This window comes from Poriferisphaera sp. WC338 (genome assembly GCF_050931845.1).
GTDB lineage: Bacteria > Planctomycetota > Phycisphaerae > Phycisphaerales > Phycisphaeraceae > Poriferisphaera.
In genome coordinates, this window is sequence record NZ_CP194516.1 from 272,892 (window position 1) to 288,644 (window position 15,753).

A 15,753-nucleotide genomic window follows, 5' to 3' on the forward strand; every position below is an offset into this window, starting at 1 on the left:
ACTAAGAATCACAGGATGAAAGTTTTTATAGGTATAAAATTTAACATAATATCACCGGTTATTCAATATGTGCAGAAAGTCGATATAGGAGTGATTGGTTATGTCCATCAAAACTGAAGATGTGGAAACAGAAAAAAGCAAGGGGCATAGTGAGCATACGCAAGCGGCAATGATCGCCGAAGGGTTGCGCGGAAAGTTTGGTCGGCCGGTAAAAATTACGCTGTTCGGCGCAGGGTCAAGCTTTACGCCGCGGCTACTGAATGATGTGCTGCAGATTCCCGGAGCGGATCGCGGTGAGATTGCGTTGGTGGATATTGATGCAGAACGCTTGGGGATGATGCACAAATTGATCGAGCGGATCGCGGCAAAGCATGGCAAAGATCAAGGCTGGAAGGTGATCAGCTCAACTGATCGACGAGAAGTGATGGCTGGGAGCGACTACCTCACATGTTGCGTTGAGGTGTCGGGGATGGATTGTGTCGCGTGGGATAATGATATTCCGCTGAAGTATGGCGTAGATCAATGTATCGGGGACACGATTGGTCCGGGCGGTTTATTTAAAGCGCTTCGGACTGTGCCGGTGTTCTTGGATATTCTGCGGGATGCAGAAGAGTTATGTCCAAACGCGATCATGCTGAACTATACCAATCCGATGAACATTATGTGTTTAGCCGCAGGTCGACAGAGTTCTATTCCAGTGGTGGGTTTATGCCACTCGGTACAAGGGACCAGTCAATTGTTGGCGGATTATGCGGGCGTACCGTATGACCAGATGAAATGGGCGTGTGCGGGGATCAATCATATGGCTTGGTTTACGCGATTAGAGCATGAGGGTAAATCGCTATATCCCAAACTAATTGATCTAGTAAAGGATTATGTCGGAGAGACCTATGAAAAAGATCCTGTGCGGTTCGATATGATGCTGCATTTCGGGGCTTTTATTACCGAGAGTAGCGGGCATTTGTCAGAGTATCTGCCGTACTATCGAAAACGCAAGGATTTGATTGAACGGCATTGCCGAGATGAGTATCGAGGCGGCTCACGATTTTATGCAAGTAACTGGCCGACATGGCGAGCGGATGCGGATGAGGAACGGCGAGCGATGGTTGCCGGCGAGAAGGAGATTACGTGGGAGCGATCATGGGAGTATGCATCATGGATTATTGAAGGGCGCGAGAAAGATGTGCCGGTACGGATTCATGGGAATGTGATGAACCATGACGGAACAGGGCAGGGGAAGCTGATCTCGAACTTGCCCACTGATGGATGCGTTGAGGTCGCATGCATGATTGACATGAACGGGATCAATCCAACACGCTATGGAGCGTTACCGGCTCAGATGGCAGCGTTATGTGATTCAAACATGCGAATGTTTGACCTAGCAGCTACAGCTTGTATTGAGCGTAGCAAAGAAGCCGCGATTCATTCGCTACTCTTAGACCCACTTACAAGTGCGGTGTGTTCGACAGAAGAGATCAAAGCGATGGCGACTGAAATGTTTGAAGCGGAGAAAGATTTTCTCGGCGAGTATAAATAGTTTGAGTTATATGACCTCAATGAAGTATCACGCAAGCGGCCAATCCGAGTATTTGGGATTGGCCGTTTTTTGAGATGATTTAATAGCAGAGTGTTTAAGGTTCGCCAGCAAGTTGCCTGAGAATGCGCGGCGGAATAACCCATCGTAGAACACCACCGGCAAGCATGTCCGGGTTGGCGGGTTCATTGTTTCGAATAGGTGCTTCGACATAAGCGCAGCCAGCTTTTTTAAGTTCAATCGCGCCGGAGGGTGACTTGGGAATGCAGATCAATTCAATCAGGTGAGAGAGAACCGGTTCATGTCCAACGATGAGGATTGAATCCTCGGCTCGATCACGGAGCATTCGAAGGATTTTCTTGGGTGTACCGGTGGCAAGAAGTTCATGCGTTTCGGGCTGGATGTCGAATGTGTCTCCGAGGAAGGCTGCGGTTTGTACCGCACGAGTTTTGGTGGAGGAGAGAATAGCTTGGGGGCGATCGATGATGCGGGCAAGCCCCTGTGCCGCGAGCATGGTGCGTGATAGCCCAAGAGCCGTGAGTGGCCGAAGGTCGTCTGGCTGCGATTCGGTTCCCGGTTCAGCGATTCCGTGACGGAACAAAATTAGATGCATAAAACAATCCCTCGTGATTTAACCAACACACGATCGTACACACTCTAGCGTAGAAGTGAAGGCTTTTTTGCCTTCGAGGGGCCACATGTGAGCGATATTTGGCGTGTTGGCAGTGTTAGGATTGTCGACAGGAAGTACGAAAAGCTCTTAGGTTGCGGCATTCTCGCGAAGTTTAGCATGGCGGACGATCTCGCCTTCGACCATGTAGATCACATCTTTAGCAATGTTGACAGCGTGGTCGGCGATGCGTTCGAGTTGCCGCGAGACATTTTGCAGGTGTACGTACTGGTCGATCTGCTCCGAGTTTTCTTTCATGGCTGCGATAGTTTTTTGATACATGCCACGGTGGATTTCATCGACTTCGTCATCGAGTTTACGGACTTCACGAGCTTTATCTGCATCCAGTGTGATCAGTGCATCAAGCGTTCGGTTTAGCATATCTTGTACACGTTTGCCCATGCCGGGTAGATCGTAAGGTAATACATCAATGCGGCTTTCACTGGCTAGAAAACTTGCTTGCTTTGCGATTGAAGAAGCCAAATCACCAATGCGCTCAAGATCGTGATTGATCTTCAGCATGGCAACCACAAAACGTAGATCGTGTGCCACTGGCTGATGTAACGCCATCGCATGGAGACATTCCTCTTCAATGTCCAGTTCGACAAGATCAATCTTCTTGTCGCCTTCAATAACTTTCTTGGCAAGCTCAACATCGCGGTTTTGAATTGCACTGATCGCATTGTGGAGCGAATCCTCCACCATCGCTCCCAGTGAGAGGAGCATCTTTTTCAATTTATCGATCTGACGGACCAAGTGGCGCATGTTGTATCTCGCGTGCAATGATGAACTCAGTTTCTCCCGAGCGTCACAATGTGACCAACATGTTATACCTGATTGACTTATGTAATGGCAAGAATTGGCCTGCTTTAGACGGGCAATACTTGGTTGGGACATCAAAAAACGGATCTGATATTTTGATCAGATCCGTAGAGTCTTATCGTGTGATGGTGATTTTAGGTAAAGATGAGTTTAAGTGTATAGAAGAACAGGATTGAGAGGCCGGCACCGGCGGGAATGGTAATAATCCAGGAGGCAGCAATGTCGCGGATCGTGTTCAGGTTGATGGCGCCGATACCACGTGCAAGGCCAACACCGAGGACAGCACCAACAAGAGTATGAGTTGTGGAGATGGGCATGCCTGCGAGAGATGCAAGCAGAATCGTTAGTGCTGCGGAGAATTCTGCGGTGAAACCACGTGTGGGTGTGAGTTCGGTGATGCGTCTGCCAATGGTCTCCATGACCCGCCAACCCCATGTGGCCAAGCCGATGATGATACCGACACCACCGAGAATCAAAGCCCATTGCGGCACAGCCGCCTTAGACAGGATGGCCCCTTCCTTGAGTGTTTGCACGGCAGCACTGAGGGGACCAATCGCGTTGGCAACATCGTTTGCCCCATGAGAGAACGCAACAAAACACGCCGAGAGAATTTGTAGATATACAAAAATTTTCTCGACCTTTTGAAGTGCAGTACGTGTACGGTCGGGGTCGGTTTGTTTTTCGATTTTTGAACTGAGTCCTTCAAGTTGAAGGATCAAGTCGCTTGCTTCATTGGATGCCGCGGACTGGGTATTGGATTGAATCCTACGCAGGTGTTTACGTGCTTTGTCGATGGAGCGTTTGACGTAAACCGATTCGAACTGATTCGTGTTGTCAGAGGGTTCGTCTTCGATGCGATTAATAAGCTTTGCGGTGATGAGTGTGCCGATCAGTCCAATGATGACTGCAGCGCCGCCGGTAATGGCCAATGCTGCGGGATGTGTCGCGCTCGGCGGATGATTCGAGAGTGTGGTCAGCCAATCCTGTCCCTTCCAAAAGGCTTTCATGCCCTTAAAGCTGGTGACCGCGATCATGACAATCATGACGGCAAAGACAAGATAAGGTGCAACTTTTTTCGCTGCGCGCACCGGATCTTTTTGGTAGAAGATCAATCTTTGAATGAGTTTGAAAAGAAGATATGCAACTGACGCAGCTGCGACCGGCGAGAGGATCCAACTCGAAGCGATTTGTAACACGCCCTTATTGGTAAGAGACCAGTTGATCGCACCGGGGCCAAGTGCCACGCAGCCAAAACCTACCACTGCGCCGACGATGGAGTGCGTCGTAGAGACTGGCCAGCCAAAGTACGAGGCGAGTTGGAGCCAAAGACCCGCAGCCAGTAGGGCTGAGATCATGCCAATAGCAAGAATGGTGGGTGCTGCGGCTTGATAGACCGTTTCAAGGTCAGCAGGATTGAAAATGCCTTTGCGGATGGTGTTGGAAACAGATGATCCAACAAAGTATGCACCGCCAAATTCAAAGATTGCCGCCACAATGATCGCGGATTTCAGTGAGAGCGCACCTGATCCCACAGATGTGCCCATGGCATTGGCGACATCGTTTGCGCCGATGTTCCAGGCCATGTAAAAGCCGAACGCCAGTGCGAGGACGATAAGGATTTGTGCATTGACCGATAAACTGGTGAACCAGCTAAGATCAAGAAAAGATAGCGTCTGTATGATCCCGAGTGTATCCATACTACTTTAGTTACTCATGAATGTTTGGAACAAAGGGTGTTGTCTAAATGGCGAAATTAGCCGCCCACTGTAGATCTCTTGCAAAGTCGAATGTGTTTGTTTGGATGTCCCCGGTTTAGGGATGCGATGATTGCGCCTGCCCTTTATTTCAGCTCCAATGTGCTTCGGATACGGTTGGCCAGCGTTTCACTTAAGTTGGCGATTTCACCAATCTGCCGGAACAGCCGCAGCCAGAGATAGAATTCGCCGTGCGTGTATTCCTGCTCATGAGCAAAGATGCCTTTAAGCAGATCACGCTGAATCAGATCAGCTTCGTGTTCAAGCACTGCAACGTGATGCACCATCTGAGCAACCTGCTGCGCCTCGGCTCCACCAAAGGAACTTTCGAGTAGCTCATCTAGCCGCTTGACGATTTCGTGGGCGGCATTGAATGCTTCGAGATTCTTGTCACGGAAGGCGATTAAGTTTGGCTTTAGCCCATCCGGGCACTTCAGTGCCTTAATCGTCAGCAGTGTGGCGAAGTTTTCAGTTTTGTCCGCAATACCATCCTGCAGCGAGATGATTTGAAGCAGTTTGCCACGATCTACTGCAAGGAACATCCCCTTGCGTAAACCATTTTGGATATCGTGCTTGGTCTCATCAGCGACATGTTCAAGCTTGGAGATCTCTTTCGCCAGCTTCTCAACAGTGTCCATATCCCCCGAAAGAAAGGCTTCAGTGATCGGTATCACCCGTGCCACACACTCAGCCACCTTCTCCATATGTGTCTGCATCGGTACAAAGGGAGATCGTCCGAAGAGCTTTGCAATTGTCCGCATAAGAACCCTTTCATGAGGCTCATATAACCCAAACCTGACCACAACTTCCCGCTTCCCCCGTCTCAGGGAGGTGCATTCTCACCTCTGCTGGCCTGTGTGTAAAGTTCACGTTAATTGCGCTGTGTGACCAGTCTGACAGTCCCGCAATTCTAGGCCTACGATGGATCGAAATGCACGAGTTTGATCCTAATTGAGGGGCAGATTCGATCACAGTATTGGTTTGTAAGAAGTTTAGACAAAAGGTTTTATGGCTTGTGGAATTGGATTGCGACACGCCTTAGCCTTTTTATGTGACATCTCGTTACACATTTGAATTGCAGCGGACGGACGGTGCTGGAATAAATATGTGCTTTCTATGTTTTGTAAGTAGGGAATCCGTGTTGTTGCATATCTTTTCCACGGCTCCCCCATCAACACCAGAATATATCAAGGGGCATCAACATGAATTCATTGACACGTCGAGAAATGATCGCAGGTTGCGTTGTAACTGGCTGCGGTTGTTTAGCTGGCAGTACCATCGCTAACGCGCAAGGACGCAAGATGATCGCGTCACAAAATATTGGTGCTATAACGCACAAACAATCTTTCGGTCAGATTGAAAAGCTCGGCGACGGTGTTTATGCCTTTGTCTCCACCCCCTTCACCAAGGATGGCAAAATTGGAGATATGACCACGCACAGTAATGGCGGATTGATCGCGGGTAAAGATGGTGTGCTTGCTTTTGATGCCTACCGCACGCCGCAAGGTGCTGCTTGGGTCGCACAAGTTTCACAAGAACTTTTCGGCAAACGCCCCACACACATCGCATGCTCTCACTTCCACTTTGATCACATCGGTGGGCTCGGCGGCTTTTTCCATGAAGGTGATCTTCCTGAGATCATCATGACCCAAACCACCTATCAGCTTGCGCTCGATCATTATGCCAAAGTCATCGCGTCAAAAAACAATCCCGCTTACGGCCAGCACGCTTTACAGCCTTGGGGTGGTAGCTTCGTTAGCCCGACCAAAATTGTTTTGAACGAGTCAGAGACTTTTACCCTCGATCTTGGCGGGTGCATCGTACGTTTTGTTCCCAAACGTGGCCATACTGGAAGCGATCTTGCTATCGAAGTAGATGATCCTGCGATCACATTCGGCGGCGATCTCATCTGGAACGGCATCTTCCCCAACTTCATGTCTGCTACGCCTTCACTCTACCGTCAGTCTGTGGAGGAATTGCTTGCGCGCAAATCTGCGATTGTTGTTGCAGGCCATGGCCCTGCCGCCAAAGCAGATTCAATCGCTCTTACATCCTACGCCGAACTGCACGCACTCATCGAAGATAAAGCACGTGCGGCATATGTTTCCGGCATAGGCCTTGATGCGGCTGTAGCTAGTTTCCAAATCCCCGATCGGCTTGGTTATTGGAAATACTTCAAACCCGGCTTCCACAAGGTCGCCTTCCGTGCATGGTACAAAGAGCTTTCCGCATAAAAAAGAGCTTGTTTGATAGGCTTTACACAACGGATATCTATCGAGTAGGCTCTTCAACCTTCAACGGGATATGAATGCGGAAGGTCGATCCTTCCCCCTGAACTGAATCTACACTCACGCGTCCGCCGTGCGCTTCGGCCACATGCTTTACAATTGACAAGCCCAGTCCCGTGCCGCCCAATTCACGTGAACGCGCTTTGTCCGTGCGGTAAAACCGTTCAAACACGCGAGGTAAATGCTCTGGCTCGATTCCGCGTCCATGATCAACCACTGATAAGATCACTTCTTTATCGTCGCTGACTTCCGCAATCACCTGCACGAGCGATTGATCTTCCGAATACTTGATCGCGTTGGCGATCAAATTCACCATCGCTTGTTCAAGTAACTGTGGATTAGCCAAACATTCAAGGTCCGGCGAACAGATCAATTGCACCTCGGAAGCTCGTTCTTTCGCAAGTCCCGCGCAGCTTTCCGCCGCAATGGTTAGCACACTTTGGAAATGTGTCGGCAAAAGCTCTGCCATAATATGGCCTTCTTCCTGCTCTATCCGTGCAATAGACAGAAGGTCCTCGACGATGGCTGCCAACCGATCTGCTTGACGCAGGATAATCTTTAGAAATCGCGTGCCATCTTCACTGACCAATTCGCGATCATCCAATACAGTTTCGACGGCAGCCTTGATTGCGCTTACTGGCGTCTTAATTTCGTGCGAGACATTGGCTACAAATTCCTGACGCACACTTTCTAGTCGCCGTAATCGCGTCACGTCATGCAGCACCAAAACCACACCTGTGCGGTTGCCCTCCGCATCACGCAGGATCGCAGATTGCGCTTGTAATTGTCGATCACGCGCAGGATCATCTGGCGCTCGAAGGGTGATCTCCGTTTCAATCGGCCCACTTTCCCGGAAGGTTCGTTGCACAAAAGTTTGAAGGGCTGTGTTGCGAACGACTTCTTGGATTGCTCGACCGATCGCTTGTGTCGGTTCGACTTTCAGCATCGTCGCTGCAGCATTATTCATACTGAGGATGTGCTCATCCATATCGATCGCGAGAACCCCCTCGACCATCGATGTCAGCACCGCGCCTAACTCGTTACGTTGATTGACTACGGTGGATAGGCGATCTTCAAGCTGCCGGGCCATCGTATTCATGGCTTCGGCAAGTTCTGCGATTTGTAATGGTCCTTTGACCGCGACATGCTGCGTCAAATCGCCCTGTGCAAATCGTCCAGCACTTTGCCGCAAATCTCGTAAAGATCGGCTAATGGTGATTAAAATAAACAGGCAAATGACCGCAAGAATCCCCGCACCAATCAAGACCATGATGATCGCGGTTTCTCCGGAAGTCTGAGCACTTGTGAATAGCTCACATCCACCACCCCACCATCCCGCATTCAATATCGTCGGTATCATGCTTCTTCTAAGGTATCACTTTGTTTGTATTTATGCACGAGCTATGGCTGCGAATTTTATCGTAGCGCATACACTAGCATAGGAATGCTGATGTGTTGTTCGTTACCGTCTAATGTTCGTGCGTTCCGCATGACGCAAGAGCCATGGTGTTAGTAGGCGTAAGCTACTCTTTGAATCGGTAGCCAACACCACGAACTGTCTCGATATTGCGGCCGGAATCTTTCAGCTTGCGGCGAAGTGCCACAACTTGGACATCAACTGATCGATCAGTGACAGCTGCAAAACCCTCATGAATAGTTTCGATGATTTGTTGCCGTGTGAACACGCGGCCAGGTTTGCTCATCAGTAATGTGAGCAGCTTGAATTCAGTGGCGGTCAATTCAATCGGCTCGCCGCTCGCAAGCACCTCATGGCGATCCGGATCAAGATGAATCCCTCCAACCGTGATAGTCGATCCACTATCAAAACTATTCGTCTCATTCTCCGAGCGACGCAGTACCGCCTTGATACGAGCCATCAAAATGCGTGGGCTGAATGGTTTGGTGATGTAGTCATCCGCACCGAGTTCTAAGCCACGGACAATGTCGCTTTCCTCGCCGCGAGCGGTCAGCATGATCACCGGAATGTCCGCTGTGTGTTCACGGCTCTTTAGTGTGCGACAAACTTCTAGGCCATCCATTGCTGGTAGCATCAAGTCAAGCAGAATCAAGTCAGGCTTTGCCAAACGCACCTGCTTCAAACCATCTTCGCCTGTCGCTGCAGTGACCGTGTTAAAGCCTTCACGGTTTAAGTTGTATCGCAACAACTCAAGCAGATCCTGCTCGTCTTCAACTAACAAAATGGTGTACAAGTCTTCTTGTGTACGCATCATCGTGCTCATGAGCCTGACAACCTTTATCCGGAAATTTTACGGTCTAAGTTCGGGTACTATGCTATTGAACCGGCCACGCGGCCCGCCATATCCCGTTACATGACGTCTTAGTTGTCAGAAAAATACCTTCTCCATGTTAGCAAATAATGAGCAATGTTAGGCGTATTGTTAGATGATTGTGAGAAATGCAGGTTAATTCCGAAATTCTGTGTGGATGGAGCTAACAATGGCCGTTTCTGTACCGAGAGTTACCAATATATGCATTCTGAGTCACAGATATGAGATGTATGAGCAGGGCGATGATTGATGGTAGCATGAGTGTTGCAGTGGAAAAGCATGCCAATCAGCAATGCGCATAAAAAAGGGGCGACCCGGTGGTTGGCAACCGGATCACCCATTTCTGTCCTATGCCTGCAATTGCAGGTACAAAATTTAGGATCTCTTAGAACGCAACCTGGAACTGTGCCCGAACAGCAACGATATTTTCGTCACTGATACGGTCATTCAGTGGGTTGTTCAAGCTAAGTTGAGGCCCGAACGGGTTCCGTGCGAATGCATATGCCGCTGCATTTGGAGCATCGCCTTGGAAGAACCACTGAACGTCAAACGTGAGGCGCGCGTTCTGTTTGTGGAAGTAATAGTTTGCACCAAAGGTTGCACCGATGATATCTTCGGTACCAGCTTGGCCATCATTGATCCATGAACCACGGATGAATGGTTGGAACTGATCCGTCACCATGTAGGCAGCGTATGCAGTAGCACCATACTGATCGCGGTTGACGAAACCACCATCGGTGTCACGGTAAAGTGCACCCATGAAGGATCCCATCAAGGAAAGACCGTTCTGTTTGTACAAACCGTCAACCGTGTATGAGAAGTAGTCAACGTTGCCGCCGACAGCGCCGTTCACGGACTGATCGCCTTCTTCCCAATTGATTGCAGCACCGACGAAGGCAGCCATGTCATCACCTCGCCATGCGACGAAGTCTTTTTCTTGATCCCAATCGCCAGCAATCTTCGCATCAGCGCGGAGTGTGACGGAGAAGGTATTCAAGTTACTGCCAAAGTTTGCATAGCCAGTTTGATAGCTATTGTTCGGATTGGTTGTAATCGGATTGAATTGTGTACGCGAACCGTTACTGAATGCAACCGCGGCGTGCAGCCAATCGTTTGCTTCATAATCTAGCTGGACTAGCGCACTTCGACCGATGTTGAAGAATTCGGTCGCAGATGAACGGTCAACCGCCAGAAGATCGGTTTCGTACAGAAGGAATTCACGAAGGAAAGGTATCTTTGCCACACCAGCCGTGATCTTCATCTGATCATTGACTTGGTAGGTCATGCCGACTTCTTCCATGAATACGTAGCCGTTGCTCAGGCCAACCGCACCTTGGTTGGTGGATTGTTCGTCACGTGGCTGATTGGTTGCCAGCTGGAAGAAGTATCCCCAAGCTGGGTCAACAACGTGGCCGTCGAAGCGAATCTTCGCACGGCGAAGCTGGAACTGGTTCTGGTCGTTACCACCGGTACCGGCAGGACGGCCGGCTTGGAAATCTGCTGCGTAGCGGATCTGCGCAAAAGCGCTGATGTTCAAAAGGTAGTTTCCGTCAGCACTCTTCAGGAAGAAGCGGCCGTCTTGATTGCCAGCCATCATCCCGTCCTGTAACAATGTCGCACGCGTTTCCGCATCCGACAAAACATCACGGATTAACCCTTTGATTTCTTCTGCGCGGCGTTCGTTCAACCAGTTGCTGTCTGATGATTGCCGTAACGTGGCCACCTCAGATCGCAGCTGCTGAACCTCTGCACGCAGAGCCTCGGCGTCCGATGCAGCATCCGCAAACGCTGTCCCGGTCAGCCCCAACATCAGAGCCCCAGCGAACAATGTCGTGGGTCGCTTGCCAAACATGTAGCGTCTCCTTGCTCTAACACAATGAATTTTTCCCAATGCCCTAGCTGCCAACCTGAACATTAAGAAACGGATGAATCGAGTCGTACGCACGACTCACGTTTTTCAATTCGTCTTTCCCAAACGTCTCCTTTATTACATACCGGGTACACACTCCCGATAAGCAATCAGCATCATCTGTCTGCACGGCAACTAGTATTGCCATGAGCCGACCCAGTCTCGGCACTTGTTGCCATCTATCGACCCGACCTGTGATTCGCTATAAAAATTTTTCTAACAAATGACTTACATATGTACTGATAAAACACATACATATTGGTACGGGGTAAAAACACCTAAGTAATCAATCTAAGCAATATGCCGTATGCGGCGAGGTTTGCTTGGCTGGCATTAGATTTTTACTGACATCAAACTTATACGGCCATAAAGATGTTATTAATAACAAAACGATAAAAATAAAAGAAAATACATATGCTTACTTAATTACGCAAGCCATTACCAAAGCAATAAAGCCGATGCGCAAAATATAAAGCGACGGCCTTTCTCCCTGCATCTTCACTTTTAAATGCAAATGGAATGCCCCTGTTTAAAAAGCATGGCGCGTACTTACCATTTCTGGATAAAGCGCACGTCCATCTACAGCATAAACCATGATTCAAGGCTTATGCCACTCACGAGAACTCGAACAACATAGCATGACCTGATGAAGCCGGCACGCTAGGGGAGTTACGATGTTTAATACAAAACAACACTAAGCAATACACCTAGTCGACAAGCAAAGACTTATAATAAACGGGTGTCATTAGTCCAATCGTGAACTCGATCTAGTTTGCAGGATCGATCTCTCGCAAGTAGTTCCAAGAATAAATACCGGTGTGATGTCCATCGGAAAAGGAAATACGGACGGCATAGTTGCCAATCAATTCGATATTCTCAATCGACAAGGACTGGTCGGTCATGCCATCTGGCAAGATTGTCAGTGGGTTGTTCTGCATTTCTTCACGCAGCTTCTTCGCATCTGCACTGGGTGAGCACTTTCGGAGGTATGCAATCGTGTAAGTAGATCGACTTCCATCTTCCCATTCGATCGTCAGCGCAGAGTCTCGTTTGACATCTAAATGTTTTGGGCGGTGATGCATACCTATATTCTAGCATGCACGTCAATTTTCAGCATTGACAGCAAGGTCAGGCAAAAGGTGGATTTAGAATAAGATTTGGAACTGCGTTCGAATCGCTATAAAATTATTGTCACTGAAGCTACCGGTTGCACCGCCAAAGCCGAAGATACGGTTAAAAATCGGCTGCCCAAATGGACTGATTTGCAACGCATTGAACACATCACCTTCAAAGAACCAGACTAAGTCGGTTGACCATTTTAAATTCTGATCGTGATAATATATGTTCGCTCCGAATGTGAGAGCAGAGATTGGATCGCTTCCCGGAATATCCGCATCCAACCATGAATAGCGCATAAAAGGTTGGTATTTTTTCTTGAATAGGTAGCCACCCTCAACTAATGCGCCGAACATATTGCGTGACTCTAATTCGCCATTAACATTACGAAGAAACGCACCTGTAAAGGCTGCATCAATATGCCAGTTATCTTGGTCAAGCGCGCCATCCACAGTGAAGGAAAGGTAATTAGCATTGCCCGGGAAATTAGGCAGAATATCGGAAACACTGCTATTGCCAAGCTGATAGTTGATTGCGGCACCGATCATTAAGGTATTCGCTTCCCCCGCTAAGGCGACGTTCTGATATTGCAGCTCCCAATCACCATATGGCTTCCAATCAATTCTTGCGGTCAGTGTCAGATTGGTTGAATCGGTGCCAATAGGGTAGTAGCCACGCGGCGGGATGCCGCCGGTATCTATACGTGTGCCCGTACTAATCGCGGCATATGCCCGGAAGTCTTTATTGAAATGCTGGATCTGTACCTGCACTTCACGGCCGAGATCGAACAGGTTCGTTACCACCGCACGGTCAACCGCCAACAGCCCACTTGCTGGTGAGAGCTGTTCTCGCAAGAACGGTAGCTTCATTAGGCCGACCATGATCTTCCATTGATCGTTGAACATGTAGCTGCCATAAGCTTCCTGCGTAAAGACATCGCCCTGTCGAAGAGGTGATGTTTCGAATTGAAGGCGATAGCCAATCGCAGGATCAATGAAGTGTCCATGCACATAGAATCGTGCACGACGAATCTCGAAACCGTGTTGTGTATTGCCGCCAGTACTGGCAAGTCGGCCGTTCTGTTGGTTCGCAATGTATTGAACTTGCGTGAGGCCGTTGATATTGATCCGGAATTTCCCATCACCGCTAGCTAAGAAGAACTTGCCATCAAAATTACCTGGCCACAATCCTTCCTGCATAAAACTGGTGCGTTTGTTAGCATCGATTAAAACTTCATCGATAAGGGTTTTGATTTCTTCTGATCGTCGCTCATTCAGCCAATCCTCTTGATATCGTGCGTCAACATCTTGTAAACGTCCTTCAAGCATGCGAACCTTGGCTTCAAGCTCATTGATGCGAGTGTTGGTCGCGATTTTTGTTTCAGCGGAAACTGCGGGAATAGGAAGAAAGGCTAGTAGCAATATAGACAGCAGAGACACGAATAGATGCGATCGAGTCATGGATGTAAAGAAACCCCGGATCTTAGTCCGGTAGGGTTGCTCTTTGTCTGTGCCCATGTCCAACCATGCTCCCGAGATGATCCATGTTTGCCTTGGATCAGATATCACAAACCGCTACGGGAAATATCGTCCTTGTAAACCGCCGATATGCAGAATTGCCCATAATGAAAAGGCCTATAGGGGGCCGCCTGATAATGGCTTTGATTTTTCGGTTTTATGTGAAGTAGGAAGCTGTTAGGCCAATAAAAAAGTAGTGTGTGTTGTTGTTATCCAGACTATTCAAAGGGCGTGTAACTTTAGATACCGTATGGTTTGGCTGAATATACAGAGTGATTCTATAGGGAGCTCGAAAAGCGTTTTTTGAGGTCGATAGGCGCATAAAAAAAAGAACGACCCAAGGTTGGCTTTGGGTCGTTCTTCGTGTGTACGCTCGATTCATCCGAATTTGTTTGAAAGAGCGTCCGGACGTTACGGACAGTGTAATTAGAAGGCCAACTGAACCTGAGCACGTGCAGCAATCAGGCTGTCTTCGTCGAACTTGTCAGCACCGCTGCCGTTGAGGCCAAGACCACTGCTGAATGGGTTTGCACCCCAAACGTTGGCTGACTGAGCCATACCGTCAAACATCCAGACAAGGTCGGTGGTGAACTTCAGGTTATGCTTCTTGATGAAGTAGTTGGTACCAACGGTGATGCCTTGGACTTGGTCAGCACCCTTGCTGTCCACGTTAAGCATTTCGTAGCGGACATATGGCTGCCACTTGTCATTGATGTTGTAAGCGAGCTGTGTGAGAACGCCGTAAGCATTCCAGTCGCCGCCTGAACCAGCATCGTCATGGCTGTGTGCACCAGAGAGAGCTGCTGAGGCAGTCCAGCCGGTGCTGCACTTGAACAAACCGTCAATGGTCCAGCTGACATAATCAGTGTCAACGCCTTGGCCGCGGTCGCCGCGCTGCCAGTTAACTGCTGCACCAGCGAAGAGTGCCTGGTCGCCACCCTGCCATGCAACGTAGTCCTTGGATTGCTTCCAGTCGCCAGCGAGCTTCACGTCAGCACGAGCGGTCAGGGAAATATCGCCGCCCATAGCACCTAGTGGTGTGTAGCCATCGCCAGCGTCGGTGATGGTGTCATTGGTTGCAGCGATGCGAACTTTCACGTCATCGTTTGGCGTCCAAGTTGCGAACAAACCGGTTGCACGATCGAGGGTGAAGAATTCAGTGACGCTTGCACGGTCAACTGCGAGTAGACGTGAGCTGCTAACGAGTTCTTCGCGTAGGAAAGGAACCTTCTGAACACCAGCTTCGAACTTCCACTGGTCGTTCATTTTCCAGCCGACGACTGCGTCTTCCATCATGACGTTACCGGTTGAACGGCTGGTGGAAAGCACAAACTTATAGCTCACGGCAGGATCAAAAGCGGTACCGCTGAACTTCAGCTTCGCACGACGCACATTGAATGCGTGAATGGTCTTGTCTTCGCGGCCAGAAACGCCGGTCTGGCGGTCGTTCTGGAACTGAGCAATGTAGCGCACTTGCAGCTGAGCGCCGATGTTCATCTTGAAGTTGCCATCAGCACTCTTCAGGAAGAACTTGCCATTTTCGTTACCAGCAAGAACGCCGTCCTGCAATAGGGTTGCGCGTGTGTCAGCGTCTGACAGCACGTCACGGATAAGGCCTTTAACTTCTTCAGCGCGGCGTTCGTTAAGCCACTCTGAACTGTTGGCCTGTTCCATTGCAGCAAGCCGTGCCTTCACAGCAGCCAGCTCTGAACGCAAGCCCGCGTCTTCTGCCATGACCTGACCGGTCATGCCGACAGCCATCGCACCAGCGATCAGTGCCGTAGTCTTCTTAGAAAGCATTGAAACGTCTCCTTGAGTTGCAGCCATCAGTTTGGGTCGCGCCTCTGCGCCCCAC

Annotated in this window: 12 protein-coding genes; 2 read left to right on the plus strand and 10 right to left on the minus strand. The window is 49.4% G+C overall.

All coding sequences use genetic code 11. The features are described from left to right. Positions 1 to 100 precede the first annotated feature (100 nt). Positions 101 to 1,537 carry an alpha-glucosidase/alpha-galactosidase gene (locus ACQ6WK_RS01115; protein WP_432798901.1) on the plus strand — a complete coding sequence of 479 codons (1,437 nt, stop codon included), beginning with the start codon at positions 101 to 103 and terminating at the stop codon, positions 1,535 to 1,537. A 94-nt stretch (positions 1,538 to 1,631) separates the two neighbouring features. Here the strand turns inward: ACQ6WK_RS01115 and ACQ6WK_RS01120 are convergent, their stop codons facing one another. The 4 genes from ACQ6WK_RS01120 to ACQ6WK_RS01135 all read right to left on the minus strand — a co-directional run bounded on the left by ACQ6WK_RS01120 (position 1,632) and on the right by ACQ6WK_RS01135 (position 5,541). Further along, on the minus strand, positions 1,632 to 2,147 hold the full coding sequence (locus ACQ6WK_RS01120; RefSeq protein ID WP_432798902.1) for a SixA phosphatase family protein: 516 nt from the start codon (positions 2,145 to 2,147) through the stop codon (positions 1,632 to 1,634). Positions 2,148 to 2,294: 147 nt separating this feature from the next. Then, positions 2,295 to 2,969, minus strand: coding sequence for a phosphate signaling complex protein PhoU (gene phoU / locus ACQ6WK_RS01125; RefSeq protein ID WP_432798903.1), 675 nt, complete (start codon positions 2,967 to 2,969; stop codon positions 2,295 to 2,297). A 191-nt stretch (positions 2,970 to 3,160) separates the two neighbouring features. Further along, positions 3,161 to 4,723 carry an inorganic phosphate transporter gene (locus ACQ6WK_RS01130; RefSeq protein WP_432798904.1) on the minus strand — a complete coding sequence of 521 codons (1,563 nt, stop codon included), beginning with the start codon at positions 4,721 to 4,723 and terminating at the stop codon, positions 3,161 to 3,163. 143 nt (positions 4,724 to 4,866) lie between these two features. Then, positions 4,867 to 5,541: a TIGR00153 family protein gene (locus ACQ6WK_RS01135; protein WP_432798905.1), complete on the minus strand. Its 675-nt coding sequence runs from the start codon at positions 5,539 to 5,541 to the stop codon at positions 4,867 to 4,869. A 441-nt stretch (positions 5,542 to 5,982) separates the two neighbouring features. Here ACQ6WK_RS01135 and ACQ6WK_RS01140 point away from each other — a divergent pair, with 441 nt between their 5' ends. Next, a complete protein-coding gene (locus ACQ6WK_RS01140) occupies positions 5,983 to 7,014 on the plus strand; it encodes an MBL fold metallo-hydrolase (protein WP_432798906.1) in 1,032 nt (343 codons plus the stop codon). Positions 7,015 to 7,051: 37 nt separating this feature from the next. On the opposite strand, the gene ACQ6WK_RS01145 is transcribed toward ACQ6WK_RS01140, so the two are convergent. From ACQ6WK_RS01145 to ACQ6WK_RS01170, 6 genes are all read right to left on the minus strand, one after another. After that, positions 7,052 to 8,428 (minus strand): HAMP domain-containing sensor histidine kinase, encoded by a 1,377-nt coding sequence (locus tag ACQ6WK_RS01145; RefSeq protein WP_432798907.1) that lies wholly within the window; start codon positions 8,426 to 8,428, stop codon positions 7,052 to 7,054. Between the two features lie 163 nt (positions 8,429 to 8,591). Beyond that, entirely contained in the window at positions 8,592 to 9,308 is a 717-nt protein-coding gene (locus ACQ6WK_RS01150) for a response regulator (protein ID WP_432798908.1), read from the minus strand. 433 nt (positions 9,309 to 9,741) lie between these two features. Next, positions 9,742 to 11,208, minus strand: a complete 1,467-nt coding sequence (locus ACQ6WK_RS01155; protein ID WP_432798909.1) for a hypothetical protein — start codon at positions 11,206 to 11,208, stop codon at positions 9,742 to 9,744. Between the two features lie 824 nt (positions 11,209 to 12,032). Beyond that, complete coding sequence (locus tag ACQ6WK_RS01160; RefSeq protein ID WP_432798910.1) at positions 12,033 to 12,347, minus strand: gamma-butyrobetaine hydroxylase-like domain-containing protein; 315 nt, start codon at positions 12,345 to 12,347, stop codon at positions 12,033 to 12,035. Positions 12,348 to 12,410: 63 nt separating this feature from the next. Then, positions 12,411 to 13,841 (minus strand): porin, encoded by a 1,431-nt coding sequence (locus ACQ6WK_RS01165; protein ID WP_432798911.1) that lies wholly within the window; start codon positions 13,839 to 13,841, stop codon positions 12,411 to 12,413. A 483-nt stretch (positions 13,842 to 14,324) separates the two neighbouring features. Continuing rightward, a complete protein-coding gene (locus ACQ6WK_RS01170) occupies positions 14,325 to 15,698 on the minus strand; it encodes a porin (RefSeq protein ID WP_432798912.1) in 1,374 nt (457 codons plus the stop codon). Between the last annotated feature and the right edge of the window lie 55 nt (positions 15,699 to 15,753).

Bases quoted from the DNA above. Each gene is read 5' to 3' on its own strand.
- ACQ6WK_RS01165 (WP_432798911.1), bottom strand. From the start codon at position 13,841: ATGACTCGATCGCATCTATTCGTGTCTCTGCTGTCTATATTGCTACTA.
- ACQ6WK_RS01135 (WP_432798905.1), bottom strand. From the start codon at position 5,541: ATGCGGACAATTGCAAAGCTCTTCGGACGATCTCCCTTTGTACCGATG.
- ACQ6WK_RS01160 (WP_432798910.1), bottom strand. From the start codon at position 12,347: ATGCATCACCGCCCAAAACATTTAGATGTCAAACGAGACTCTGCGCTG.
- phoU (WP_432798903.1), bottom strand. From the start codon at position 2,969: ATGCGCCACTTGGTCCGTCAGATCGATAAATTGAAAAAGATGCTCCTC.
- ACQ6WK_RS01145 (WP_432798907.1), bottom strand. From the start codon at position 8,428: ATGATACCGACGATATTGAATGCGGGATGGTGGGGTGGTGGATGTGAG.
- ACQ6WK_RS01150 (WP_432798908.1), bottom strand. From the start codon at position 9,308: ATGAGCACGATGATGCGTACACAAGAAGACTTGTACACCATTTTGTTA.
- ACQ6WK_RS01155 (WP_432798909.1), bottom strand. From the start codon at position 11,208: ATGTTTGGCAAGCGACCCACGACATTGTTCGCTGGGGCTCTGATGTTG.
- ACQ6WK_RS01170 (WP_432798912.1), bottom strand. From the start codon at position 15,698: ATGCTTTCTAAGAAGACTACGGCACTGATCGCTGGTGCGATGGCTGTC.
- ACQ6WK_RS01120 (WP_432798902.1), bottom strand. From the start codon at position 2,147: ATGCATCTAATTTTGTTCCGTCACGGAATCGCTGAACCGGGAACCGAA.
- ACQ6WK_RS01140 (WP_432798906.1), top strand. From the start codon at position 5,983: ATGAATTCATTGACACGTCGAGAAATGATCGCAGGTTGCGTTGTAACT.
- ACQ6WK_RS01115 (WP_432798901.1), top strand. From the start codon at position 101: ATGTCCATCAAAACTGAAGATGTGGAAACAGAAAAAAGCAAGGGGCAT.
- ACQ6WK_RS01130 (WP_432798904.1), bottom strand. From the start codon at position 4,723: ATGGATACACTCGGGATCATACAGACGCTATCTTTTCTTGATCTTAGC.